Genomic DNA, 24,165 nt, shown 5'->3' on the forward strand with positions numbered 1-24,165 from the left:
TAGATATTTCTTCCATGTATTAAATGAAAATATATTTGATCAGAACAGTAAATAGTATTTAAAAACACTTATATTTCAAGACTAAATTTGATCTAAAAACAAATATTAGCGGATTAAGTGCTTAATCTTTCTATGTATCTAAATCGACGTGAAAATTTAAAAGTATCTCTTTTTAATTCATACTCACTCTATTTCGTATAATGAAATGATAATCTGAACATCTATGACCAATACAGCTCTTATCCATGTGGCAAGATTCCACTTAATATGAATATATTTGATAAAGATAAAAACCTTATTTTTGCAATAGGCTGTCTGACACTCTCTGCATTGTTGTTTTCTGTAATGGGTATTTGTATTCGCTATGCTTCTCATAGTGTAGATAATTTCACCATTGTTTTTTTCCGCAACCTTGTGGGTTTAGTTCTATTTTTACCTTTCATACTTAAACAAGGTATGAGCTTTGTTAAAACAGAAAAACTTTGGATGCATACATGGCGAAGTTTGATTGGTCTGGCTGCAATGTATGGTTTCTTTTATGCAATTGCCCATCTAAAACTATCAAATGCCATGGTCTTTACCTACTCATCCCCGATTTTCATTCCGCTTATTGCATGGCTATTTTTAAAGGAAAAGATCACTAAAGTTATGCTTTACGCAGCAGGCTTAGGTTTTATTGGGGTATTTTGTGTCGCAAAACCTGATCAAGGCTTATTAAACTGGGTTTCGATGGTTGGGATTGCTTCAAGTTTATTTGCTTCAATGGCATTCGTAACCGTCAGAGCGCTTACTCAAACCGAACCACCTGAACGTATTGTATTTTATTTCTGTTTTATCGGATCACTTTTGTCTGTTATTCCTATGTTTTGGGTATGGCGTCCGTATCATTTACAAGAACTCTTCTTTTTGATTGCAGCTGGTGTACTTGCAAATATTAGCCAAATTTTTATGTCACATGCTTATCGACTTGCACCTGCTGGGCAAATTGCTCCAGTCAACTATATGGCAATTATATTTGCAGGAATATGGGGTTTTTTGCTTTGGAATGAAATACCCGATTTCTACAGTTTAATTGGTTTTGTTTTTATATTGCTGGCTATTGTGCTATGTAGTCCGATCATTCAGAAAAGAAGATACAAGTAACCGTTTCTATTGCACATAAAAAAAGCACCCTCAGGTGCTTTTTTTCGATCTCAAAAATTAGTGTTTATACCAACCAAACATTTGGAAAACATAAGGCGCATATGTCACCAAGACTAATGATGTGAATAAAACAATGATAGGTAAAATCCAGCGTTCATAACGGAAGTAGAAACTTGTATATTTCTCTTTCGCTTCTTTATCAGCGGCGGTAACCTCCTCATCCCCGACGGAGAGTCGCGTCAGCAAGTGGTTCAAGGCAACAGGCGGCGTTACATAACCGAATTCGAATGCAACCAATACGATCATCCAGAAGTGGATCGGGTGGATACCATTTTCGTAGGCCACAGGTGCAACCGTTGCAGCAACTAAAATCACCGCACCAAATGGATCTGTTGTCATCCCAATAATGGCAAGTAACAGTGCAATAAAGGCAAGTGAAATATAGATATTACCCAAGTGTGTCGGTAATAACTCAACCACTTCAGCACGCTCGATTAAACCACCGACACTTGCAGATAATGCCATCAGCAGAATCAATGCACCGATATGTCCAACCGTTTCTGAGGTTGCAAAACGTAATGCACCACCAAAACCAAAGCTCTTACTGCCATGTGGATCATGTGATTTCAAGAATTCTGATTTCTTTTCATGCTCACGAACCAGTGCTTCATGCTTGGCATCAACGACTGGTGCAGGGGCAAGTTTTGCTGAAAACAACTTGTCAAACAAGATCATTGCAATCAACACCAACGGTAAAATCATCGGTGCGGTGAATTCATTGATCGACGTATCTAAAGCAAGCTTATAGAACATCACAACGGCAAAACCAATAATCACATAAGGAATCACAGGTACGCACGCACGTAACATGCCAGGAACTGCAACTTTAGGCGAGTTCACACGGAATTTTTCTTCAGCAAGAATTAAAGAAACACCAAGGAAAATGAATGCTGTTAACCAGAATACATAGATACCATGATCAAATAATTCTGTAGACGTCACATGACGGCTGTCCAGCATCGAAATCAAGATCACAAGTAAACATGGACGAATGACCACACCCAAAGAACCTGACATCGCAGATACAGCGAGTGCATATTGACGACGTGCACCAGAGTTCCAGACTTCTTTATAGATGATCGCACCGGCTGCGATAACGAAAATACCAGAAGCACCTGTATATGCTGTTGGAATCGCTGCTGCAATCAAGATTAACCACGTTAAGGTTTCAGGTGCCAAGTTCCATGGACGTAGGATGTTTAAGAATAAATCCATCACACGGGTTTGAGTGAGCAACATACCTGCCCAAATAAACAATGCAAGATTTAAGAAAATACCCGAGAACTCAACCAAGATACCTAAGTAAATCCCTTGCCCCATTGGATAATCCATGAAGAAGGTAAATGCGATCCCTGTCACGATTGACATGAATGCATATAGTGGAACACTCAACAAGGCTAGACCAAAGTTTCCTTTAGTTTGTGCAGTCTTTGGTACGAAGAGAAATTGAAATACACTGATGATCGTCAAAGAAACAAAAAGTAAGATCCATAACCATGAAATCATCAAGGTTTTATCGGTTAACTCTACCCCTGAATTGAGTAAAGATTGATATTGGCTAACCACAGAATAGCTGAGTAAACCATTACCAATCACCATTAACGCTGAATAAACTCTAAAATCAATTCTACTTTTCGGTGCACGCAAACCAATATGGTGATAACGCAAAGATGCAGTAATAGAAGCAAACAGCACCATAAATAACAGTAAAACAGTCTGGTTCTCTGAACCATACTTAAAGATACCGAAGAATGTGGTTTCTACTTGACGATAAGTACGAATACTTGGATGAGCCTCCAAATGTTTCATCGCCTTATCATAAAATTGATATTTTTCTTCACACTGCTGTTGTGCAGCTAACAATGAGGTACGCACATCAGATTCAGAGGCAGCACCAAACATACTTGCAAACTCATCCGCAGCATTGGCTTTCATCTGCGTTTGAACTTGCCCTTCAATGTCAGGATGACGGTCACAAGTAGGTTTTTCAGGTTCAGCACGTAAAAATGAATACTGCATTCCTGTGGTTTGATCACCATACAAACGCTCACCCATACGAAGCATTTGACCGTGAATCATCTCGCCTGTACCAATAAGCAGAGTCATTAGTAGCAATGCAAGAATAATGAATGTTGATATCCAATCATTCCAGATATAACCTAATCGGGCTAATCTAGACTTATTTTCTTGATCATTTTGCATGTCTTGTCCAGTTTATTGTTATCAACATCCATCCAAAGATGTTGAATCATGCGTTATCCATGGCTGATAGATAAATGAATTACCCTTTTCTGACCAATCCCTTTTAAACCGTTTAAATTTGCAACAAAGTTTTATTAAAGAAAATGACTACAATTACTTTATTGTTGGTTTTTATTATCAATACATATGTACTAAATAATATAAAATAAATTTCATAAAATTAAACTCAATAAAGACTATATTAAAGATAAACAGTTAACCAAGAAATTATTTTAAATACATATTAACATTTAATATCAAATACTTAACAACAAAACCCAATTAACTACAAGAATCCAGCTACGAATTAATTAAATGAAGAATCATGAAACTTATATTATAAATAACTTTATATAATAATATTAAAATCTTAAAACAACCTTAAAATGTAAAAATAAAAAAGCACCCGAAGGTGCTTTTTTAATATTACTTATAATTAACTATACCAACCAAACATTTTGAAGTAGTAAGGCACGTAAGCAATAATCAGAATAGCTGGTACCATAACCAGTAAAGGTAAAATCCAGCGCTCATAACGATAGTAGAAAGATAAATGTCTAACTTCAGCGTCTGCTTCAGCAACTTCTGCATCACCAATCGCCTGACGTGCTAATAAGTGATTGAGAGCTACCGGTGGTGTCACATAACCTAACTCAAAACCAATTAATGCAATCATCCAGAAGTGAATAGGATCAATGCCGTACTGATATGCAACTGGTGCGACTGTCGCAGTAATGAGAATTACTGCTCCAAATGGATCCATGATCATACCAACAAAAATCATTAAGAATACAATCAATGTAATCACAACAACGATATTATTAATATCTTGCGGGAAGGCTTCCATGATATGAATCTGCTCGAGGAAACCACCAACACTCACTGAAAGTGCCATCAGAATTACAAGCGCACCAATATGACCTACTGTTTCACTTGTAGATGCGTGTAACGCCTTTCCAAATGAGATATTACGTTCTGGTTTGCGTGGATCATCTTCTGGATTGATTCTCGGTGCAGGTTGAGTACCATCCGCAGGTAATGTATAGCTATTTAAAGTACTATCCCAATGACCAACAGGTGCAAGCGGTGCAGGTTCTTTACGCAACTTATCAAACAATACCATCATCAATAAAATCACAGGCATCATCACTGGTGCTGTAAATTCATTTAAATCTGTTGATAAAGCATGTTTATAGAACAACCAGATCAAAACAAAGATCACGATATACGGTGATACAGGTACAAATGCACGTAATGATTTTGGCAGTGCAATCTTTGGTGGTGCAATTCTAAATTTCTGCTCTGCAAAAATTAAAGCAATAATTAAAAATAAAGTAGATGTGAGTAAGAAGGTGTACATACCGTATTTATAAAGCAGATCGGTTGTAACCTCTTTGTTCAACGAAGCAACTACAACGATCAATAAACACGGACGTAAAACCACACCCATTGAACCCGATAGTGCTGTTGCAGCGAGTGCAAATTGACGACGTCCACCCGCATTCCACACTTCTTTATAAATAATTGCGCCCGCAGCAATAACGAAAATACCAGAGGCCCCAGTGTATGCTGTTGGTAATGCCGCAGCGATTAGAATTAACCACGTTAACGTTTCAGGAGCCAAATTCCATGGACGCAAGATATTCAAGAATAAATCAACAATACGTGTTTGCTTGAGCAACATACCAGCCCAAATAAACAATGCAAGATTCAAGAAAATATTCGAGAACTCAACCAACTGACCAAGATAAATACCTTGACCCATCGGATAATCCATGAAGAAAGTAAATGCAACCCCTGTGATAATTGCCATATAAGCATATAGAGGAACGCTGAGGAAGGCTAAGCCTACATTTCCACCTTCACGTGTTGGAGTTGGTGGTTTAATTAATTGGAATAAACTAATTAAAGTCAGAACCGCAAACAGAATCATCCATAACCAATAAATTACAGTCATTTCAGGTGTAATAGGAACACCAGAATTGAGTACCGATTTATATTGGCTAATGACGGAAGACGTCAACAACGCATTACCTAATAACATCGCAATGTTATAAACACGAAAATCGGTCTTGGTTGCTGGGCTACGTAAACCAATGTGATGAGCTTTCAATGTCGCACTGATGGCAGCAAATACAACCATAATCACAAGGAATAAAGCACGATTCTCCGTACCAAATTTAAAGATGCCAAAGAAGCTCGTTTCTATTTGTCGATAGGTACGAATACTCGGATTGGCTTCGATATGTTTCATCGCCTTATCGTAGAATTGGTATTTCTCATCACATTGTTGCTGAGCCGCTAGCAATGAAGTTCGAACATCTGCCTCAGAAGCTACACCAAACATACTTGCAAATTCATCGGCAGCATTGATTTTCATCTGCTCTTGAACTTGTGCATCTATATTTGGATTTCTGTCACAGGTCGGCTTTTCAGGTTCAGCACGCAGAAATGAATACTGCATTCCTGTATCAGGATCACCATACAGGCTCTCCCCCATACGCAATAATTGACCATGAATCATCTCACCTGTACCAATAACGAGCGTCATTAATAGTAAAACAAGAATAACAAAGGTCGATATCCACTCAGTCCAGATATGACTCAGTAGACCTAGTCCAGACTTTTTCTCTTGATCATTTTGCATGTCTATTCCAGTTTTTGTTATCAACATCCATCCAAAGATGTTGAATCATGCTATTTAAATGGTCGATAGATAAATGACTTACCCTCTTCGTAACCAATCCCTTTTAAACCGCTTAAAGTTGCAGCAAACTTTATCCAAGAATGACCACAATCACATTTATACTGTTTTTCTTAGTTTCCAAGTCTTAAATCGTTTTAATACCAAATATCCTAATCCGCACAACACACCTCCAATTGCACCAATCAAATGAGCTTCGGTTAATACAGGACTGCCAATCAATTGCGCAGTTCCTGTTTGCCCAAAGGTATTTTCCCAAGCTAGTTTCACGGCTATTAAGCTGAGAACCAAGATTGCAAACTTACGCTCATTTTTATACTTCAAATAAACCAAACCGACTGCGGTATATAAACCATGTAATACCCCCGATAGTCCTGCATAAGCATCAATATATGGAAGATAAAAATAGAAGATCAGACTGATAAATGGCGGTAAGATAAATAAGAGCGCCCATAAATGCCAATTACGAACATGAGGAAAAATAAAGGGCAAACATGCAAATGCCATCATGTTCAACAGAAAGTGAACCCAACCGACATGAACCCAATGTGCTGTCCACAATCTCCAAAATTCGCCAAGCAGATTAGGTCGCCAATAAATGAAATGATCAGCAAATACTTGCAAACACGCTGATATTGAAACGCATATAGCGATCAAAATGACTTTCCGTATCCATACTTGATCTTTCATTTATTTACACCTCATAAAAACAGACCTCTCACCAATTTAAATGTTTCATCGGTAAAAGGTCGTTTAATTCAGGTTACTCGGCTGGAACTTCTTCAGTTGCTGGCGCTGATGCACCATCACCACCACCATCGAATAATTCATCCAGTTCCGTTGAGCTTTCTTGTTTGTCATCCCAGAAAGACGTTAAACCTTCATCGCCTGCTCGAACACCAGTATTTTCAGTCCAATAACGATCTGCAATACCACGAACCATGAGACCAGCCATCTGATCGATCAATCTAAACTGAGGATTTGCTGGTTTATCTTCACCTGTAGCCGCAGCATATGAACGGAAAGCATCACGAAGTTTTGCATCATCTCCACTTGCTTGAGCTGCAACGGCATATAGAGCATGAGACAGACGCACACCTTTTTTCTCACCAATTTGCATTGACTGTTTCATGGTCGCATATGGTTCTGGCTTACCATCTCCTGCACCTGGTAATAAGGTCCAGATTACAGCGCGCGTTGCCATTGGCGCACCCCAGAATTTTTCATTGTCTAAACAAGCCATACCTCGTTCAACAATACCTGCAATATCTTTTGGAACGTTGATTGCACCACCTGAGTTAATGTCATTGGTCATCGCCTGTAAACCACTCACCATACCGAGCAGATAAACAGTTTGATCCAAGTCATTGCGCATAGTTGGGCATGAATCACCTAGTTTATATTTATATTTTGCTTCCCAGCGGTCTCTAAATAGTTGATAACCAGCATATTGACGTTGAGCAGCAATACCAGCCCAACGTTTTTGCTCGATACGAGCATCTTGCGCTTCAGTTACCTGCCCAGCTTTTGATGCTCGTAAATAACGTAATTCAGCCTCTAAAGCCTGATTTTCAGCACAAATCCCCGCAGACGTATAAAGCAATACTGCCATGCGCGTCGGATCAGCACCCATATCTTTTGTTGCCATAATCGCAGGAGTTAAAGCATTTCCTGAATTACAAACCATTTCAGCATCATCCATCGCTAAAATTGGTGGCACAATATGATTTTCACTGAAGCCTAATGCAACATTTGCACCTGTTTTAATGACGTATGAACACCCAGATAACATTGATGTTGTAAGTAACGCAACCGCCACACCCTGTCCAATTCTATGGAGTTTAGACATTCTTCCTGTCCTCTAATTAATTTGTTTTTCCTTTTAGATGTACCTTATCAGATGCAATACGTGAATTAAAGAGTAATTGCTCTAATTTAAGATGGACATTTTGACACAATTCACAAATAAGCGAATTGACAGAGAATTGAAAATACACAAATTTCAGGCAAAAAAAAGTAGCATTGCGACGGTTCAGCACATGCTACTTATTAACTGGTAAAAACTTAAAACTCTTTATCTTTTAGTTTTGTTGAAAATAATCCTTTAGTAATGTTCCAGCTCTTCCTACAACAATCGCCATAACGACTGCAATTACTAGAAACATCCACATTGAAATCTCCATAGAGACCTCCTACACTTTGCGTATCCACTTTTGGTGAATACTAGATTGGCGTTCATCATCATTATTCACTGGGAGTGTGTATATTGATGACACTTTCAATCTCTTTCTCTTGGTCACTACAACTTTATGTTGATGTGATTCAAGAAGTTCCCTGAGTAAAGTTCCTGCTCTTCCTACAACAATTGCAAAAATGATTGCAATCACCAGAAACGACCATGTTGGAATTTCCATCTTAGGACCTCCACCACACTTTACGTTGGTGTTTGTACTTTAGCGAAAACGTATCCAAGTTGATTGCCATATTGTCTGACAATCATGATTTTCACGATTTTTTAGAGTATTTAATCTAACAATTGAGATAAAAACTTTACTATTAATTATTAAGAATATGAAAAATATTAATTTTTAATTTTTATACAAATGTAGAATTGTCTGACAATCAAATCACTTTTGCCAGCAACTTTAGATTTTTCCATTGCAAATATGACAATTGATCCCACCAAATGATGTAAGTTTTGCAACTCGAGTCAGCAATATGAATTGAAACATAAGCTTTATGGTCAATTATTTTAGTAATATTCAAACGTTGAATTGCTAAATTCTTATCTGAAAATTCAAACGACCAGATGTGTTCATCTAAATATTCAAAACGAATGATGGACGGCTGCTTGAATAGCTTAAACCATGCGAAAGCCATGATTCCGAGACTTAACAACCACAGCATCGGATGGAGTAATTGATAGCTTAGAATTAAAATGGTAAGAAATATAAAAAACTGCAATACAATCGAAAAACGGCTGTATTGCAGCTCGAAAAGACGACTAGCCGTGGACATAATGTTTTAGTTTTAAAATAAAATCTTTTAATTCATTTCGTGGTGGTTCACCGACTTCCATGAACCAATCTAGCAAATCTGGATCTTCTTGCTCAACCAATTCAGCAAACAAAGCTTTTTCTGCTTGATCAGCGGTTAAATAGTGATTCTTCACATAAGGATCAAAATACACATCAATTTCTTTTAAACCACGACGTGCGCGATAAATTACTTTACGTTCTTCAAGAGTCATTTCATCAGACATTATGTGTTTCGCTATGCAACAGTTTCCCACATAGTGTACCCGATCCCCTGTTAAGTTCGCAGAGATTTTTCCAAGGTGACCAAATACATCAAGTAAATTGAGCATTGATCACATTGTCCAATATTTTCGATTTCTTGTATCTTGACCATGATCATCTCAAATCTATTGATTAAGGAAAAAATAACAAATGCAATCAGGTGCAATTCGTCCAATTCCAAATATGTTAGCACGAAAATTATTTACTTCTGACCATGAAGCATTTCGTGAAACTGTTCGTAAATTTTATGAAAAAGAAGTTGTTCCAAATATTGAGAAATATGAAAAACAACAACATGTTGATCGCGATTTATGGAATAAGGCAGGTGCACTTGGTTTGCTTTGTACCACGATGCCTGAAGAGTACGGTGGTTCAGGTGTCGATCGCCTATACAGCATGATCTTAATTGAAGAACAAGCTTATGCAATGGATTCAAGCACAGGCTTTTCACTACACTCAGATATCGTTGCAAATTACATCAATAACTTTGGCAATGAAGAGCAAAAACAAAAATGGTTGCCCAAAATGGCATCAGGCGAGGCTGTAACTGCAATTGCAATGACTGAACCTGGCACAGGTTCTGATTTACAAGCCGTTCGCACCACAGCCGTATTGGATGGCGATGAATATGTGATCAATGGCTCAAAAATCTTTATTACCAATGGCTATCTATGTGATATGGCAATTGTTGTCTGTAAAACAGGTAATAATGAAAAAGGCTCAGCAAACTTATCTTTAATTATCGTAGAAGCTGATCGTGCTGGTTTTAGCAAAGGAAAACCTTTAAATAAAATTGGGATGAAAGGTCAGGACACTTGTGAGTTGTTCTTTGATAATGTTCGTGTACCAAAAGAAAATTTATTGGGCATGGAAGGCATGGGCTTCATCATGCTCATGAAAGAACTTGCATGGGAACGTATGTTAGTAGCAATTATATGCCAAGCAGGTGCTGAAGCCGCGTTTGCTCATACTGTTCAATACACCAAAGATCGTAAAGCTTTTGGTAAATCTATTAGTACATTCCAAAATACACGTTTCAAACTTGCAGAGTTGCGTACAGAAATTGATTTCTGCCGTACCTATTTGGATCGTTGTATGGAGTTGCAATTAGAAGAAAATTTAGGTGTAGATGCTGCTGCCGCTGCAAAATACAAAATCTCTGATATGTTCTCTAAAGTTGTAGATGATTGTTTACAATTACATGGTGGTTACGGCTATATGCTTGAGTACCCAATCGCTCGCGCATATATCGATAATCGTGCAAATCGTATTTATGCAGGTACCAATGAGATTATGAAAGAACTGATCTCTCGTACACTTTAATCGCTTTAAACGAAGGATAGGGATTCTCGCCCTATCCTTTTTATTTTTTAATTTTTCTTTTCAACGGTTGGTATTGCTTGTGGATTCATTCTCGCCATCAATTGTTTAACTGTCGGATTATCAATATATTGCTGCATTGTTGTATTTAAAGCAGTGCGCGCATTTTGTGTCGTGAAATGCGCCACTTCACTTCCCACATCACTTGCTTTCTTAGCCCATGCCTTTCCTTCAGTGGATTGATAAAATGCTAAAGCAGCTTGTAATTCTTTTTGGCTAAAGCTTTCAACATAGCGCTGCACAATAAATTGTTTACGCTGCTCACTATTTAGGTTTTTACTTAAATCTGTATAAAAACTCTCTGGTAAGTCTTTTGGCAAACGCATCTTAATTTGTTCTAAAATCATCTTATCTGTATTCTGTAGACCTTGCTCAGTGCCATCCACAGAAACTAATTTTTGTGCGATCTGTTCTTTTTGTTTCATATCATCAGCAAATGCAAGCTGACTTAATAATAATGTCCCCAAAATCAATACTTTTTTCATTGATCAATCCTTCGTTTTAAATTTTAATACTGCTCAATATACGCGATATTATCCTGATTTAAAGAATAATTATAAATAAAAAAACCTCATGCATTAGCATGAGGTTTTGATAGAGCCTATTCGATTAAGACACTAATTTTGGCTTACGATCAGCTTGTTCGCCACGTTTGTGAAATTGTAAAACGCCATCATTGAATTTAGCATCTTTCAACTCTTTACGATCAGCTAAATAATTGTTAGTGATTTTCCAAGGTGCTTGTTTACCTTGTTTTGGCATAACATCTGCTGCACGAGCAATATATCCTGAAGACATCTTACCCATAATCGTATCTTGTTCACGCTGAGCAGGATCAGCATGTGCGATTACTTCATCATAACCATTTTTATCCATATGGTTGATCAAGCGACAGATATAATCAGCAGCAATATCAACTTTCAACGTCCATGAAGCATTGATATAACCAATGATCATCGCCATGTTTGGTACATCACTGACCATAACACCTTGATAAAGCATATGGTTTGATGTATTCATTGGTTTGCCATCAATTGAACCTTGCACACCACCTAAAATCTGGATTTCTAAGCCTGTTGCCGAAATAATAATATCAGCATCTAAATGTTTACCCGATTTTAATTGAATACCTTTCGCAGTAAATTTCTCAATTTGATCCGTTTCAACATCCGCTTTACCTTCGCGTAATGCTTTAAATAAATCACCGTCAGGTACGACACATAAACGTTGATCCCAAGGATTGTAGCTCGGCGTAAAGTGTTTCATATCCACTTTACCCTTAAGCTGCAATTCAATGCCTTTCAATAATAAACGACGTACTGTTTGAGGATATTTTTGTGCTAAAGCATAAATACCGCGTTGCATACCAATGTTACGAGCACGGGTAAACTTATAAGCTGTTTCTTCAGACATAAATTTACGCGTTTTTTCATAAATAAAGTCGATTGAAGGAATCGTCGCAATGTAAGAAGGAGAACGTTGAAGCATTGTGACATGACCAGCACCGCCTTTTACCATTGAAGGTACAAGGGTAATCGCTGTTGCACCACTGCCGATAATAACGACTTTCTTACCTGTATAGTCTAAATTCTCTGGCCAATGCTGCGGATGAATGAGTTGACCTTTGAAATCCTGTTGATTAGGAAATTTAGGTGCATAGCCCTGATCATAGTTATAATAACCAGTACAGCCCATTACAAAATTCGCTGACCAAGTTTGCTTTTTCATATTGCTGTCCTCAATCTCAACTGCCCATTTTTTCTTAGCAGAATCATAGTTCGCAGACAATACACGATGACCAAAATGAATTTTTTCTTTTAACTGATTTTCACTAATTACATCACTTAAATAGCTTTTAATCTCAGCACCGCTTGCAAGAACTTTATCTTTTGCCCATGGCTTAAAATTAAAACCAAAAGTAGACATATCTGAGTCTGAACGAATACCAGGATAACGGAATAAATCCCAAGTACCACCAAAGCTTTCACGACGCTCTAAAATTTCAAATTTGCGTTGTGGACAGTTTTTAGAGAGATGTACAGCCAACCCAATTCCAGAGATACCTGCACCAATAATGAGAACATCAACTTGCTTTTCCATTTTTTTTATACCCTGTGTAAATCATGTCTTTATTAAAGCACAAATTTGACAATACACAATGTCAAGTTTAGTCATTCATCGGTTTTTTCATATCACTTCGGGACATTTTGAGAAAAAAAGTGGTTAAAAAATCCTGAGATTTTCGCTTGGTTTTCTTGAATAACAATGCAAAGTAAACAAATAAATTTGTATATAAATTCGATGCTATTAAAAAATAATCTTATCTAATACAAGCACAGAATAACTTTCAAAAAATGTCAAAATAGAAAAACAGACTTTATTACAAGAGAGCTGATAGGTTTTCCGTTAAAACATCGTAAGTTGAACTATTAGGGGTTTAGTAAGTTAAAAAGATCTTTTATCAACTAAGGCAGTACTGCCTTTCGATGGCTGTAAATATACACCCTAGTGTAAAAAAAGCTTCATTAAAAGCTCATCCGTGTATTTAGTATCATTTTTCAAAGCATTTTTTTCCAAACCATAAACCCGAAATCCAAATTTTTGATAAAGGTTAATTGCAGGCTGATTATCATCGGCAACCGTCAGTAAAATTTGTTCTACTTGCGCTTTGCAATAAGCGATAACTGCGCGAAGCAATTCATTTGCAATCCCTTGTCTTTGAAATTCAGGTTCAATAAATACGCTAGATAGAACAAACTTATGAGAAATCTTTATTCCACTCTCTCGTGTTAAAGTCGCTAAACCTATAATTTTACCTTTATGATAGACGCCAAAAATCGTTGAACCTGATAAGCAACTTTGAAAAAAGCTTAATGGCTTTACGACTTCTGAATCATAAGTAGAGCCAAACATTTCTGGAGCTTTCACTAAAGCTGAAAGTCTAATCATTCTAAAATCATTCAGTTCAGCTGCACCTAAAATTGTAATCTCAATATCTAACATATTTCTCTATTTGATGTTTTTATAGTATTGCGACCTAATTTAGCATACTAGCCAATCGCCAAAATCAGTATTAATAAACAAATTATTATTTAGAATCTTTATGTCTCAAAAACTATTAAAAAATCTAATAAAAAAGGTCGGTTATTACACCGACCTTTTTTGGAACAACTGACTGTTCTACGCGTAGAAGTATTATTTTACTTCACGGTCAACGAGTTCAACGTAAGCCATCGGTGCAGCATCACCTGCACGGAAGCCCGCTTTAAGAACACGAAGATAACCGCCGTTACGTTCTTTGTAACGAGGGCCAAGAACGGTAAATAATTTACCAACAGTTGCTGCTGAACGAGTACGAGCAAACGCTAAACGACGGTTTGCAACAGTATCGTTTTTAGCCAAAGTGATTAAAGGCTCAGCAACACGACGAAGTTCTTTCGCCTTAGGCAAAGTTGTCTTAATTAACTCGTGCTCTACTAAAGCATTTGTTAAGTTTTGAAACAACGCCTTACGGTGGCTGCTTGTACGGCCTAATTTCACACCACTATTACGATGACGCATGGTGATAGTCCTACTTAATTAACGGCTACGATAGGCAAAACGGTCATCCATACGGAGACTAGCTGGTGGCCAATTCTCTAAACGCATGCCGAGTTGTAAACCTTTCGATGCCAAAACATCTTTGATCTCTGTTAACGATTTTTTACCTAAGTTAGGAGTTTTTAACAACTCAACTTCAGTACGTTGAACAAGATCACCAATGTAGTAAATATTTTCTGCCTTCAAACAGTTAGCAGAACGAACAGTTAGCTCGAGATCATCTACTGGACGAAGCAAAATTGGGTCAACTTCTTCGCGAGGTTCTTGAGCAACCGGAGTTTGATCTTTCTGAAGATCAACAAAAATTGCAATTTGTTGTTGCAAGATTGTTGCCGCTTTGCGGATTGCTTCTTCTGGATCAACAGTTCCGTTAGTTTCAAGATCGATCACTAACTTATCAAGATCGGTACGCTGTTCTACACGAGCATTTTCAACTGTGTAAGAAACGCGCTTGATTGGGCTATAAGAAGCATCTAACTGTAAACGACCAACAGGACGTGTTTCGCCTTCAGGGAAACGAGAGTCAGATGTTTCATAACCACGACCTTGAGCAACTTTAAGGCGCATTTTTAATGAACCAGAAGAACTCAAAGTACCGATTAAATGATCAGGGTTAACCACTTCAACATTATGAGGTAAACGAAGGTCAGCTGCTGTTACGTCACCTGCACCTTGTTTCTCTAATGTCAAATATGCTTCATTTTGATCGAACAGCTTAATAGACAATCCTTTTAGGTTCAGCAAGAGCTCGACGATGTCCTGCTGCAAGCCTTCTAAAGTACTGTACTCGTGCTCGACGCCTTCTATTTCAACTTCAACCACAGCAGCGCCAGGCAAAGAAGACAATAGAATGCGACGTAAAGCATTACCTAGAGTATGACCAAAGCCACGCTCTAAAGGTTCCAGAATCACTTTTGCCGAGGTCCCGCTCACCGCTTCGACCTTGATCGCTTGCGGAGTTAGAAACTCGTTTGCAGTACGCGTCATTTATTGCTACCTCAAGGATTATTTAGAATACAATTCTACAATCAAGCTTTCGTTGATTTCAGCAGGTAAATCAGAGCGATCTGGTGCAGCTTTAAACGTACCTTCTAACTTAGAATGATCAACTTCCATCCAAGCAGGGATACCACGTTGAGCAGCTAACTCAATTGCATTTTTAATACGCAATTGTTGTTTAGCACCTTCATGCACTGCAATTACATCACCAGCTTTTACTTGAATAGACGCAATGTTTACACGACGACCATTTAAAGTAATAGAACGGTGAGAAACTAACTGACGAGCTTCTGAACGTGTAGAACCAAAACCCATGCGATAAACTACGTTATCAAGACGGCTTTCAAGCAATTTCAACAAGTTTTCACCTGTTGCGCCTTTAACACGAGCTGCTTCTTTATAGTAGTTACTAAATTGACGCTCTAACACACCGTACATACGACGTACTTTTTGTTTTTCACGTAATTGTAGTGAATACTCAGATTGCTTACCACCACGAGCCTGACCATGTTGACCAGGTGCTTTATTGTGTTTTTTGGTTTTAACATCAAACGGTTTAACGCCTGATTTAAGTTGCAGGTCTGTCCCTTCGCGGCGAGAGAGTTTGCATTTTGGACCAATATAACGAGCCATGAATGTTTCTCCTTACACGCGACGTTTTTTAGGTGGACGGCAACCGTTGTGAGGAATTGGAGTCACATCGGTAATGCTGTTAATCTTATAACCCACTGCGCCTAATGCACGAACCGCAGACTCACGACCTGGACCAGGACCTTTTACAAGGACGTCTAGGTTTTTCAAACCGTAATCCAAAGCTGCTTTACCAGCAACTTCAGCAGCTACCTGAGCAGCAAACGGAGTTGATTTACGTGAACCACGGAAGCCTTGTCCACCTGAGGTAGCCCAAGCCAATGCATTACCTTGACGATCGGTAATCGTAACAATGGTGTTATTAAAAGACGCGTGAATGTGTGCAACACCTTCAGAGACGGTACGAGTGACCTTCTTGCGTGTGCGAGTATCTTTAGCCATCTTTTAGCTTCCAGAAATCTTACTTTTTAATCGGTTTGCGCGGACCTTTACGGGTACGTGCGTTAGTTTTGGTGCGTTGTCCGCGAACAGGCAAGCTGCGACGATGACGAAGACCGCGGTAGCAGCCTAAATCCATTAAACGTTTAATGTTCATGGAAATTTCGCGACGTAAATCACCTTCGGTCGGAACCTTAGCAACTTCTGCACGAATCGCATCAAGCTGAGCATCATCTAATTCACGAATTTTAGTGGTTTCAGAAATACCAACAGCAGCTAAGATGTTCTTAGACGTGTGGCGACCTACACCAAAAATATACGTGAGAGAGATAACAGCATGCTTGTTATCCGGAATGTTTACACCGGCAATACGAGCCATTCAATTTTCTCCAAAAAGGCAGTCAAGATAATCAACCGCCCCACAAAAATCTTGAGGGGCGGATAATAACCTAATTAGCCTACTGAAATCAACAGGTCTTAATTAAATTAACCTTGACGCTGCTTATGACGAGGTTCTGCGCTACAAATTACGCGAATAACCCCATTACGACGGATAACTTTACAGCTACCACAAATTTTCTTTACAGAAGCTTGTACTTTCATGATGAAACCTCTAAGTGCGCTTATCCCTTAGGATGAGCAGTCGTTTTTCTCATTAACGTTTGATTATCATATTGATGCGAAGTAAGGTGCGCTTGTAACTGCGCCATAAAGTCCATTACCACTACAACTACAATTAGCAATGATGTTCCACCCAAATGGAATGGAATACCAAAAGAACTCTGTAGCACCATAGGCATTAAACACACTACGGTAATGTAAATTGCACCAATAAATGTCAAACGGTTAAGAATATGATCTAAATAACGAGCCGTTTGCTCACCTGGGCGGATACCAGGTACATATGCCCCACTACGTTTTAAATTTTCTGAAACTTCTTTTGGACTAAATACAAGCGCCGTGTAGAAATAACAGAAGAAAATAATTAACGCACCAAAAAGCATTAAATACAACGGCTGTCCAGGCGATAACACCAATGCCAAATCTTGCAAGCTACGCTTAACAATCCCTGCATTTGGATCAGCACTTCCTAACCATTGTCCCAAGCTCGCTGGAAATAATAACAAAGAGCTTGCAAAAATTGCTGGAATCACGCCTGCCATATTAATTTTTAATGGTAAGTGTGTTTGCTGTGCAGTAAATACGCGACGACCCTGCTGTTTTTGAGCATAGTTTACTGGAATACGACGTTGTGCTTTTTCAATAAACACAATCGCTGCTAAAACTGCTAACGATAATAAACCGAATACAGCTAAACCAATTAAACTACCTTGACCATTTTGTACAGATGAAAAAGACTGAATTACTAAACTTGGTAACCCAGCAACAATACCTGCAAAAATAATCATGGAAATACCATTACCAACACCACGTTCGGTAATCTGTTCTCCCAACCACATCAAAAACATTGTTCCTGCAACTAAAGAAGTCAAAGCTGGAACATAGAATGCCAAGCCTGAAGTCAAAGTAATACCTTGACTGATCAGACCTGCACACATCCCTACACCTTGCACAAGTGCAAGAAATAGAGTGCCATAACGTGTATATTGATTGATCTTACGTTTGCCTTGCTCGCCTTCTTTCTTCAAAGCTTCAAGCGATGGAACAACCGTAGACATCAGCTGCACAATAATCGATGCAGAAATGTACGGCATAATCCCCAATGCAAGAATCGACATGCGTTCTAATGCACCGCCTGAGAACATGTTAAATAAACCTAAGAAGGTACCTTCATTAGCTTTAAAAAACTGTGCAAGCGCCACATTATCAATACCCGGCAACGGAATATGCGCTCCTAGTCGAAAGACCAACAACGCGCCAATCAAAAACATTAATCGACGAATAATTTCACGATATTTCACATGAAACGGTTGGCCTTTCATCATGTTTACATGACCAGTAGAACTAGGAGTCATAGACACTCGAGATTACTCCTCGACTTTACCGCCAGCAGCTTCAACAGCAGCTTTAGCGCCTTTAGTCAACACGACACCTTGTACAGTGAACGCGCGAGTGATTTCACCAGAAAGTACGATGCGAGCACGAATTTGATCGCGACGAACAACATTCGCAGCTTTCAAAGTTTCAAGGCTAATAACATCACCTTCAACTTTATTCAACTCAGACAAACGCACTTCAGCAGTTTTCAAAGCGATTTGGCTAGTGAAACCGAATTTAGGCAAACGACGATATAATGCAGTTTGACCGCCTTCAAAGCCTGGACGAGTACCACCACTTTTACGTGAGTTTTGACCTTTGACACCACGGCCACCAGTCTTACCAACGCCAGAACCGATACCACGGCCTAAACGACGATTTTCACGTTTAGCACCTTCTGCAGGTGCAAGTTCATTTAAACGCAGAGTCATGGCTTATTCCTCTACACTAACCATATAGTAAACTTTGTTGACCATACCACGGTTAGAAGGCGTATCTTGCACTTCTACAGTATGACCAATACGACGCAGACCAAGACCTTGTAAGCAAAGTTTATGATTTTTTAAACGATGCGAAGAAGATTTAGTCTGGGTAACTTTAATCGTTTTCATGATTGATTACCCTTGAATTTGTTCTACTGAAAGACCACGTTTTGCAGCGACTTTCTCAGGAGAAGTCATATCACGCAAACCTTTGAAAGTTGCGTTTACTACGTTAGCAGCATTAGTAGAACCATAACATTTAGCAAGTACGTTATGTACACCAGCAGCTTCAAGAACAGCACGCATTGCGCCACCAGCAATTACGCCAGTACCTTCTGAAGCAGGTTGCATATACACACGGCTTGCACCATGACGAGCATTCACAGGGTGTTGTAAAGTAGTCCCCGCAAGGTCTACAGTAATCATGTTGCGACGTGCTGCTTCAAGTGCTTTAGAAATAGCAGCTGGAACTTCACGTGCTTTACCACGACCAAAACCTACACGACCATTACCATCACCCACAACAGTTAATGCTGTGAAAGAGAAGATACGACCACCCTTAACAACTTTGGCTACACGATCAACGGCAACCAGCTTTTCAACGAGACCTTCGTTTTGTTCAACTTTCGCCATGATTAGAACTCCAAGCCGCCTTCACGAGCAGCATCAGCCAAGGCTTTGATACGACCATGATATTTAAAACCAGAACGGTCAAATGCAACTTTAGTAACACCAGCTGCTTTAGCACGTTCTGCGATTAAAGCACCAACTTTAGTTGCTGCATCGATATTACCAGTCGCACCACTACGCAATGATGTATCCAAAGTTGAAGCTTGCGCTAAAACTTTGCCACCATCTGCTGAAATGACTTGAGCATAGATGTGACGCGGAGTGCGGTTTACACACAAACGAGTCGCACCCAATGCACGAATGTGCAAGCGTGTGCTTTTCGCACGACGCAAACGGGTTTGTTTCTTTTCGTTCATAAGAACCTCGCGCCTTATTTCTTCTTAGCTTCTTTACGAAGAATAACTTCATCCGAATAACGAACACCTTTACCTTTATACGGTTCAGGAGAACGATATGCACGGATTTCCGCTGCTACTTGACCTAACAACTGCTTGTTTGCTGATTTCAAAATGATTTCAGTAGCAGTTGGAGTTTCCGCTGTTACACCTTCTGGTAAAGCGTAGTCAATCGGGTGTGAGTAACCTAAAGCGAGGTTAACAACAGAACCTTTAACCGCAGCTTTATAACCAACACCAACGAGTTGCAACTTGCGTTCGAAGCCTTCACTGACACCTTTTACAAGGTTGTTCAATACAGCGCGAGCAGTACCAGCTTGCATCCAAGCGTCTTTCGACTCTTTTACTGGAGCAAGTTGAAGTGTACTATCATCCTGTTTAAGCTCGACCAGCGCATGCAGGTTGAAAGACAATGTACCTTTGCTGCCTTTCACTTCGACCTGCCGGCCGTTCTTAGTAACTGTTACACCATTAGGTACAGTTACTGGGGCTTTAGCCACACGAGACATGAGGAATCACCTATTAAGAAACAAAAGCAATAACTTCACCACCGATGCCCGCAGCACGTGCAGCGCGATCAGTCATGATGCCTTTGCTTGTAGAAACAATTGCAATACCCAAACCTTGCTTAACGCTCGGTAATTTATCTTTACCACGGTATTGACGTAGACCTGGACGGCTTACGCGCTTAACCGTTTCGATAACTGGTTTGCCTTCGAAATATTTTAACGTAATAGTCAAAGTAGATTTTGTCTCTTCTTGAGCCACTTCTACATTTGAAATATAACCTTCTTGTTGAAGTACGTTTGCAATAGAAACTTTCAACTTAGAAGACGGCATAGAAACGGTTTGTTTCTTTGCCATTTGTGCGTTACGAACACGTGTTAACATGTCGGCAACGGTATCTTGCATACTCATTTAGTCGCTCCTTACCAGCTTGCTTTAACAACGCCTGGTACATCACCCTGCATTACTGTATCGCGTAATTTGTTACGGCTTAAACCGAACTTACGGAAGTAACCATGAGGACGACCAGTTAAACCACAGCGGTTACGAAGACGTACTGGAGATGCATTACGTGGTAATGCTTGTAATTTTAGCGTCGCGGCGAAACGTTCTTCGTCAGTTGCATTTACATTTGCAATCGTTGCTTTTAATTCAGCACGTTTTGCAGCGTATTTTGCTACTGTCTTTTCGCGTTTCAATTCGCGATTAATCATACCTTTCTTAGCCATATCGACCTCTTATTTGAACGGGAAGCCGAATGCACGCATAAGCGCACGGCCTTCGTCATCGCTACGAGCAGTGGTCGTAATAGTGATATCTAAACCACGGATACGATCAATTTTATCAAAATCGATTTCAGGGAAAACGATCTGCTCTTTTAAACCCATAGAGTAGTTACCACGACCATCAAATGATTTCGCTGAGAAACCACGGAAGTCACGGATACGAGGGATTGCGATCGAGATCAAACGATCCAAGAATTCGTACATTTGGTCGCCGCGTAAAGTAACTTTACAACCGATCGGCCAACCATCACGGATTTTGAAACCAGCAATTGATTTACGAGCAAGAGTCACAACTGGTTTTTGACCAGCAATGAGTTGCATATCAGCAACAGCACCATCTAATAATTTCTTATCAGTTGCAGCTGCGCCCACACCCATATTCAGTGTGATTTTAGTAATGCGTGGAATTTCCATCACATTCTTAATGCTAAGTTCTTCTTTTAACTTCGCTTTAAGTTCTTCATTGTAACGTGCTTTAAGTCTGGCCATCGCCTATTCAACCTATTACTTCGCTACCGCCACTGATTCACCATTTGATTTATAAACACGAGTTTTCGCGCCATCAATCACTTGGTAACCAATACGGTCAGCCTTTTGGGTTGTAGCATTAAAAATTGCCACGTTTGAAATATGAAGCGTAGCTTCTTGAGTAACGATGCCGCCTTCAGCGCCAGTTACACGGTTCGGCTTTTGATGCTTCTTCACTAAGTTAAGACCTTCGACCTTAACTCGATCTTCAGAAATTGACAAAACAACACCTTGTTTGCCTTTTTCTTTACCTGCGATCACAATTACTTGATCGCCTTTTTTAATCTTAGCCATGATTGCCTCTTATAGAACTTCAGGAGCCAATGAAATGATTTTCATGAACTGTTCAGTACGAAGTTCACGAGTCACTGGTCCGAAGATACGAGTCGCAATCGGAGCTTTATTGTTGTTCAAAATAACAGCTGCGTTATCGTCGAAACGAATAACTGAACCGTCTGGACGACGGATGCCGAATTTTGTACGAACAACTACAGCATTCATCACGTCACCTTTTTTAACACGTGCGCGTGGGATTGCTTCTTTTACAGTAACTTTAATAATGTCGCCAACTGAAGCATAACGACGGTGTGAACCACCTAGTACTTTAATACATTGTACGCGGCGTGCACCACTGTTGTCTGCTACGTCGAGCATACTTTCGGTTTGAATCATTGCCCTACTCCAAAACCGAGCATCACCGGTCACAATTTCGAAAGGCTCAAAGAGTACTCGAAATTGTCCGATGATGCAACAAGAACGTCTAATTACTCAGCAGCAGCTTCAACTACTTCCACTAAAGTCCAAGCTTTAGTTTTAGAAATTGGGCGGCTTTCTTTGATGGTTACCAAGTCGCCGGTTTTAGCAACATTGTTCTCATCATGAGCGTGTAATTTAGTTGAACGGCGGATTGATTTGCCATACAACGGGTGTTGAACGCGGCGTTCAATAAGCACAACAATAGACTTGTCCATTTTGTCGCTTACGACTTTGCCGGTTAACGTGCGGACTGTTTTTTCACTCATTGTCCGTTCCCCTGTTTTTCGGTAAGGAGTGTCTTGATACGAGCAATTGTCTTACGAGCAATTTGCACTTCATGCGATTTGCCTAATTGACCAGTTGCTTTTGCCATACGAAGACGGAATTGGTTAAGCTGTTGCTCATCAAGCAAAGCTTTCAACTCTTCTACCGATTTTTCACGTAGATCTTTAGTTTTCATTACATTACCGTCCGAGTCACGATAGTGGTTTTAAACGGAAGTTTAGCAGCAGCTAAAGCAAATGCTTCGCGCGCCAACTCATCGCTCACACCTTCAATTTCGTACAGGATCTTACCTGGCTGAATCTGGCAAACCCAGTATTCCACACTACCTTTACCTTTACCCATACGAACTTCTAATGGTTTTTCGGTAATTGGTTTGTCTGGGAATACGCGGATAAAGATTTTACCACCACGTTTAATACGACGGCTAATGGTACGACGTGCAGCTTCGATCTGACGCGCAGTCATACGACCACGTTCAGTCGCTTTAATCGCAATCGAACCAAATGATACTGTACTACCACGGTGCGCTAGACCAGTGTTACGGCCTTTGTGCACTTTACGGAATTTGGTACGTTTAGGTTGCAACATGGATTATTCTCCCTTGTCAGCAGCACGGTCACCGCGACGACCACGACGCTCTTGACCTTCACCACGACCACGACCACGTTTAGCTGGACGATCTTCAGCAGGAGCAGGGTTCATGACTTGTTTCATGCCACCTAAGATCTCACCACGGAAAATCCAAACTTTAACACCGATCGTACCGTAAGTTGTTTCAGCACGCATAGTTGCATAGTCGATGTCCGCACGAAGCGTATGCAAAGGTACACGACCTTCACGATACCATTCTGTACGAGCAATCTCTGCACCGCCTAAACGACCAGAAACCTCAACTTTGATACCCTTAGCACCAGCACGCATTGTGTTTTGTACCGCACGCTTCATAGCACGACGGAACATTACACGCTTTTCTAATTGAGAAGCGATTGCTTCAGCAACTAGACGCGCGTCTAAGTCAGGGCGATCAATTTCATTGATGCTAACTTGCGCTGGAACACCCATAATATTGGTGAGTTCGCGCTGTAATTTCTCAATGTCTTCGCCTTTCTTACCAATAACGATACCTGGACGAGCAGTGCTAATTGTTACTTTAGCAGCACCTGTAGGACGTTCGATAAGAATATTGCTCACCATCGCATTCTTAAGTTTTTTCAATAAAAACTCACGAACTTGAAGATCTTTAAGCAAATATTCAGCGTATTGTTTCGGACTCGCATACCAGTTAGCGTTATGACGTTTCACAACACCTAGGCGGATACCGATTGGATGAACCTTCTGACCCAT

32 protein-coding genes and 1 pseudogene are annotated in these 24,165 nt (G+C 39.7%); 2 read left to right on the forward strand and 31 right to left on the reverse strand.

The window, feature by feature from the left end; all coding sequences use genetic code 11:
- The first annotated feature begins 267 nt into the window (after positions 1 to 267).
- On the forward strand, positions 268 to 1,143 hold the full coding sequence (locus F933_RS06665) for a DMT family transporter (RefSeq protein WP_005059690.1): 876 nt from the start codon (positions 268 to 270) through the stop codon (positions 1,141 to 1,143).
- Between the two features lie 57 nt (positions 1,144 to 1,200).
- On the opposite strand, the gene F933_RS06670 is transcribed toward F933_RS06665, so the two are convergent.
- The 7 genes from F933_RS06670 to F933_RS06700 form a co-directional block, all read right to left on the reverse strand.
- Entirely contained in the window at positions 1,201 to 3,405 is a 2,205-nt protein-coding gene (locus tag F933_RS06670) for a TRAP transporter large permease subunit (protein WP_005059692.1), read from the reverse strand.
- A gap of 475 nt (positions 3,406 to 3,880) precedes the next feature.
- On the reverse strand, positions 3,881 to 6,091 hold the full coding sequence (locus F933_RS06675) for a TRAP transporter large permease subunit (protein WP_005059693.1): 2,211 nt from the start codon (positions 6,089 to 6,091) through the stop codon (positions 3,881 to 3,883).
- A 156-nt stretch (positions 6,092 to 6,247) separates the two neighbouring features.
- A complete protein-coding gene (gene rrtA, locus F933_RS06680; RefSeq protein ID WP_005059696.1) occupies positions 6,248 to 6,838 on the reverse strand; it encodes a rhombosortase in 591 nt (196 codons plus the stop codon).
- Positions 6,839 to 6,911: 73 nt separating this feature from the next.
- A complete protein-coding gene (locus F933_RS06685; RefSeq protein WP_005059697.1) occupies positions 6,912 to 7,997 on the reverse strand; it encodes a hypothetical protein in 1,086 nt (361 codons plus the stop codon).
- A gap of 343 nt (positions 7,998 to 8,340) precedes the next feature.
- Positions 8,341 to 8,562: a hypothetical protein gene (locus F933_RS06690; protein WP_005059699.1), complete on the reverse strand. Its 222-nt coding sequence runs from the start codon at positions 8,560 to 8,562 to the stop codon at positions 8,341 to 8,343.
- 208 nt (positions 8,563 to 8,770) lie between these two features.
- Positions 8,771 to 9,166: a hypothetical protein gene (locus F933_RS06695; protein WP_005059700.1), complete on the reverse strand. Its 396-nt coding sequence runs from the start codon at positions 9,164 to 9,166 to the stop codon at positions 8,771 to 8,773.
- Positions 9,153 to 9,410, reverse strand: a complete 258-nt coding sequence (locus F933_RS06700; protein ID WP_034710568.1) for an FAD assembly factor SdhE — start codon at positions 9,408 to 9,410, stop codon at positions 9,153 to 9,155. Before F933_RS06700 ends, F933_RS06695 begins: the two co-directional genes overlap by 14 nt.
- Positions 9,411 to 9,597: 187 nt before the next feature.
- On the opposite strand from F933_RS06700, the gene F933_RS06705 reads away from it, so the two are divergent.
- Positions 9,598 to 10,770 (forward strand): acyl-CoA dehydrogenase family protein, encoded by a 1,173-nt coding sequence (locus tag F933_RS06705; RefSeq protein ID WP_005059702.1) that lies wholly within the window; start codon positions 9,598 to 9,600, stop codon positions 10,768 to 10,770.
- A gap of 47 nt (positions 10,771 to 10,817) precedes the next feature.
- Here the strand turns inward: F933_RS06705 and F933_RS06710 are convergent, their stop codons facing one another.
- From F933_RS06710 to rpsC, 24 genes and pseudogenes are all read right to left on the reverse strand, one after another.
- A complete protein-coding gene (locus F933_RS06710) occupies positions 10,818 to 11,312 on the reverse strand; it encodes a DUF2059 domain-containing protein (protein WP_005059703.1) in 495 nt (164 codons plus the stop codon).
- A 124-nt stretch (positions 11,313 to 11,436) separates the two neighbouring features.
- Positions 11,437 to 12,927, reverse strand: a complete 1,491-nt coding sequence (locus F933_RS06715; RefSeq protein ID WP_005059704.1) for a flavin-containing monooxygenase — start codon at positions 12,925 to 12,927, stop codon at positions 11,437 to 11,439.
- A 405-nt stretch (positions 12,928 to 13,332) separates the two neighbouring features.
- Positions 13,333 to 13,830 carry a GNAT family N-acetyltransferase gene (locus tag F933_RS06720; RefSeq protein WP_005059705.1) on the reverse strand — a complete coding sequence of 166 codons (498 nt, stop codon included), beginning with the start codon at positions 13,828 to 13,830 and terminating at the stop codon, positions 13,333 to 13,335.
- Between the two features lie 192 nt (positions 13,831 to 14,022).
- Positions 14,023 to 14,388 carry a 50S ribosomal protein L17 gene (gene rplQ / locus F933_RS06725; RefSeq protein ID WP_004641032.1) on the reverse strand — a complete coding sequence of 122 codons (366 nt, stop codon included), beginning with the start codon at positions 14,386 to 14,388 and terminating at the stop codon, positions 14,023 to 14,025.
- A gap of 18 nt (positions 14,389 to 14,406) precedes the next feature.
- Positions 14,407 to 15,414, reverse strand: a complete 1,008-nt coding sequence (locus F933_RS06730) for a DNA-directed RNA polymerase subunit alpha (protein ID WP_004660372.1) — start codon at positions 15,412 to 15,414, stop codon at positions 14,407 to 14,409.
- An 18-nt stretch (positions 15,415 to 15,432) separates the two neighbouring features.
- Complete coding sequence (gene rpsD, locus F933_RS06735) at positions 15,433 to 16,059, reverse strand: 30S ribosomal protein S4 (RefSeq protein WP_004641035.1); 627 nt, start codon at positions 16,057 to 16,059, stop codon at positions 15,433 to 15,435.
- Between the two features lie 12 nt (positions 16,060 to 16,071).
- Positions 16,072 to 16,458, reverse strand: coding sequence for a 30S ribosomal protein S11 (rpsK, locus tag F933_RS06740; protein WP_001040166.1), 387 nt, complete (start codon positions 16,456 to 16,458; stop codon positions 16,072 to 16,074).
- 19 nt (positions 16,459 to 16,477) lie between these two features.
- Positions 16,478 to 16,834, reverse strand: a complete 357-nt coding sequence (gene rpsM, locus F933_RS06745) for a 30S ribosomal protein S13 (RefSeq protein ID WP_005052018.1) — start codon at positions 16,832 to 16,834, stop codon at positions 16,478 to 16,480.
- A 107-nt stretch (positions 16,835 to 16,941) separates the two neighbouring features.
- Positions 16,942 to 17,058 carry a 50S ribosomal protein L36 gene (gene rpmJ, locus F933_RS06750; RefSeq protein ID WP_000867907.1) on the reverse strand — a complete coding sequence of 39 codons (117 nt, stop codon included), beginning with the start codon at positions 17,056 to 17,058 and terminating at the stop codon, positions 16,942 to 16,944.
- A gap of 20 nt (positions 17,059 to 17,078) precedes the next feature.
- Positions 17,079 to 18,398 carry a preprotein translocase subunit SecY gene (gene secY, locus F933_RS06755; RefSeq protein WP_171065728.1) on the reverse strand — a complete coding sequence of 440 codons (1,320 nt, stop codon included), beginning with the start codon at positions 18,396 to 18,398 and terminating at the stop codon, positions 17,079 to 17,081.
- Between the two features lie 45 nt (positions 18,399 to 18,443).
- Complete coding sequence (rplO, locus tag F933_RS06760) at positions 18,444 to 18,884, reverse strand: 50S ribosomal protein L15 (protein ID WP_005052020.1); 441 nt, start codon at positions 18,882 to 18,884, stop codon at positions 18,444 to 18,446.
- 3 nt (positions 18,885 to 18,887) lie between these two features.
- Positions 18,888 to 19,064 carry a 50S ribosomal protein L30 gene (gene rpmD / locus F933_RS06765; RefSeq protein ID WP_003653652.1) on the reverse strand — a complete coding sequence of 59 codons (177 nt, stop codon included), beginning with the start codon at positions 19,062 to 19,064 and terminating at the stop codon, positions 18,888 to 18,890.
- A gap of 6 nt (positions 19,065 to 19,070) precedes the next feature.
- Positions 19,071 to 19,568, reverse strand: coding sequence for a 30S ribosomal protein S5 (gene rpsE, locus F933_RS06770; RefSeq protein ID WP_004657688.1), 498 nt, complete (start codon positions 19,566 to 19,568; stop codon positions 19,071 to 19,073).
- Between the two features lie 2 nt (positions 19,569 to 19,570).
- On the reverse strand, positions 19,571 to 19,921 hold the full coding sequence (rplR, locus tag F933_RS06775) for a 50S ribosomal protein L18 (protein WP_005052022.1): 351 nt from the start codon (positions 19,919 to 19,921) through the stop codon (positions 19,571 to 19,573).
- A 14-nt stretch (positions 19,922 to 19,935) separates the two neighbouring features.
- Entirely contained in the window at positions 19,936 to 20,469 is a 534-nt protein-coding gene (gene rplF / locus F933_RS06780; protein WP_005059706.1) for a 50S ribosomal protein L6, read from the reverse strand.
- A 13-nt stretch (positions 20,470 to 20,482) separates the two neighbouring features.
- A complete protein-coding gene (gene rpsH, locus F933_RS06785; RefSeq protein ID WP_005052024.1) occupies positions 20,483 to 20,878 on the reverse strand; it encodes a 30S ribosomal protein S8 in 396 nt (131 codons plus the stop codon).
- Positions 20,879 to 20,889: 11 nt separating this feature from the next.
- Positions 20,890 to 21,195 (reverse strand): 30S ribosomal protein S14, encoded by a 306-nt coding sequence (gene rpsN, locus F933_RS06790; RefSeq protein ID WP_005052026.1) that lies wholly within the window; start codon positions 21,193 to 21,195, stop codon positions 20,890 to 20,892.
- A gap of 9 nt (positions 21,196 to 21,204) precedes the next feature.
- Positions 21,205 to 21,741: a 50S ribosomal protein L5 gene (gene rplE, locus F933_RS06795; protein WP_005052027.1), complete on the reverse strand. Its 537-nt coding sequence runs from the start codon at positions 21,739 to 21,741 to the stop codon at positions 21,205 to 21,207.
- A 15-nt stretch (positions 21,742 to 21,756) separates the two neighbouring features.
- On the reverse strand, positions 21,757 to 22,074 hold the full coding sequence (rplX, locus tag F933_RS06800) for a 50S ribosomal protein L24 (protein WP_005052028.1): 318 nt from the start codon (positions 22,072 to 22,074) through the stop codon (positions 21,757 to 21,759).
- A 9-nt stretch (positions 22,075 to 22,083) separates the two neighbouring features.
- Positions 22,084 to 22,452: a 50S ribosomal protein L14 gene (gene rplN / locus F933_RS06805; RefSeq protein ID WP_004657680.1), complete on the reverse strand. Its 369-nt coding sequence runs from the start codon at positions 22,450 to 22,452 to the stop codon at positions 22,084 to 22,086.
- 92 nt (positions 22,453 to 22,544) lie between these two features.
- Positions 22,545 to 22,802, reverse strand: a complete 258-nt coding sequence (gene rpsQ, locus F933_RS06810; RefSeq protein ID WP_004641057.1) for a 30S ribosomal protein S17 — start codon at positions 22,800 to 22,802, stop codon at positions 22,545 to 22,547.
- The gene (gene rpmC / locus F933_RS06815) at positions 22,799 to 22,996 is read right to left on the reverse strand and encodes a 50S ribosomal protein L29 (RefSeq protein ID WP_000849927.1); all 198 of its coding nucleotides are present in this window, start codon (positions 22,994 to 22,996) and stop codon (positions 22,799 to 22,801) included. Before rpmC ends, rpsQ begins: the two co-directional genes overlap by 4 nt.
- Positions 22,996 to 23,409, reverse strand: coding sequence for a 50S ribosomal protein L16 (gene rplP / locus F933_RS06820; protein WP_004657678.1), 414 nt, complete (start codon positions 23,407 to 23,409; stop codon positions 22,996 to 22,998). Before rplP ends, rpmC begins: the two co-directional genes overlap by 1 nt.
- Positions 23,349 to 24,165: pseudogene (rpsC, locus tag F933_RS06825) on the reverse strand (30S ribosomal protein S3). The gene rplP and the pseudogene rpsC overlap by 61 nt, the downstream one beginning before the upstream one ends.

This window comes from Acinetobacter beijerinckii CIP 110307 (assembly GCF_000369005.1).
Classification (GTDB): domain Bacteria; phylum Pseudomonadota; class Gammaproteobacteria; order Pseudomonadales; family Moraxellaceae; genus Acinetobacter; species Acinetobacter beijerinckii.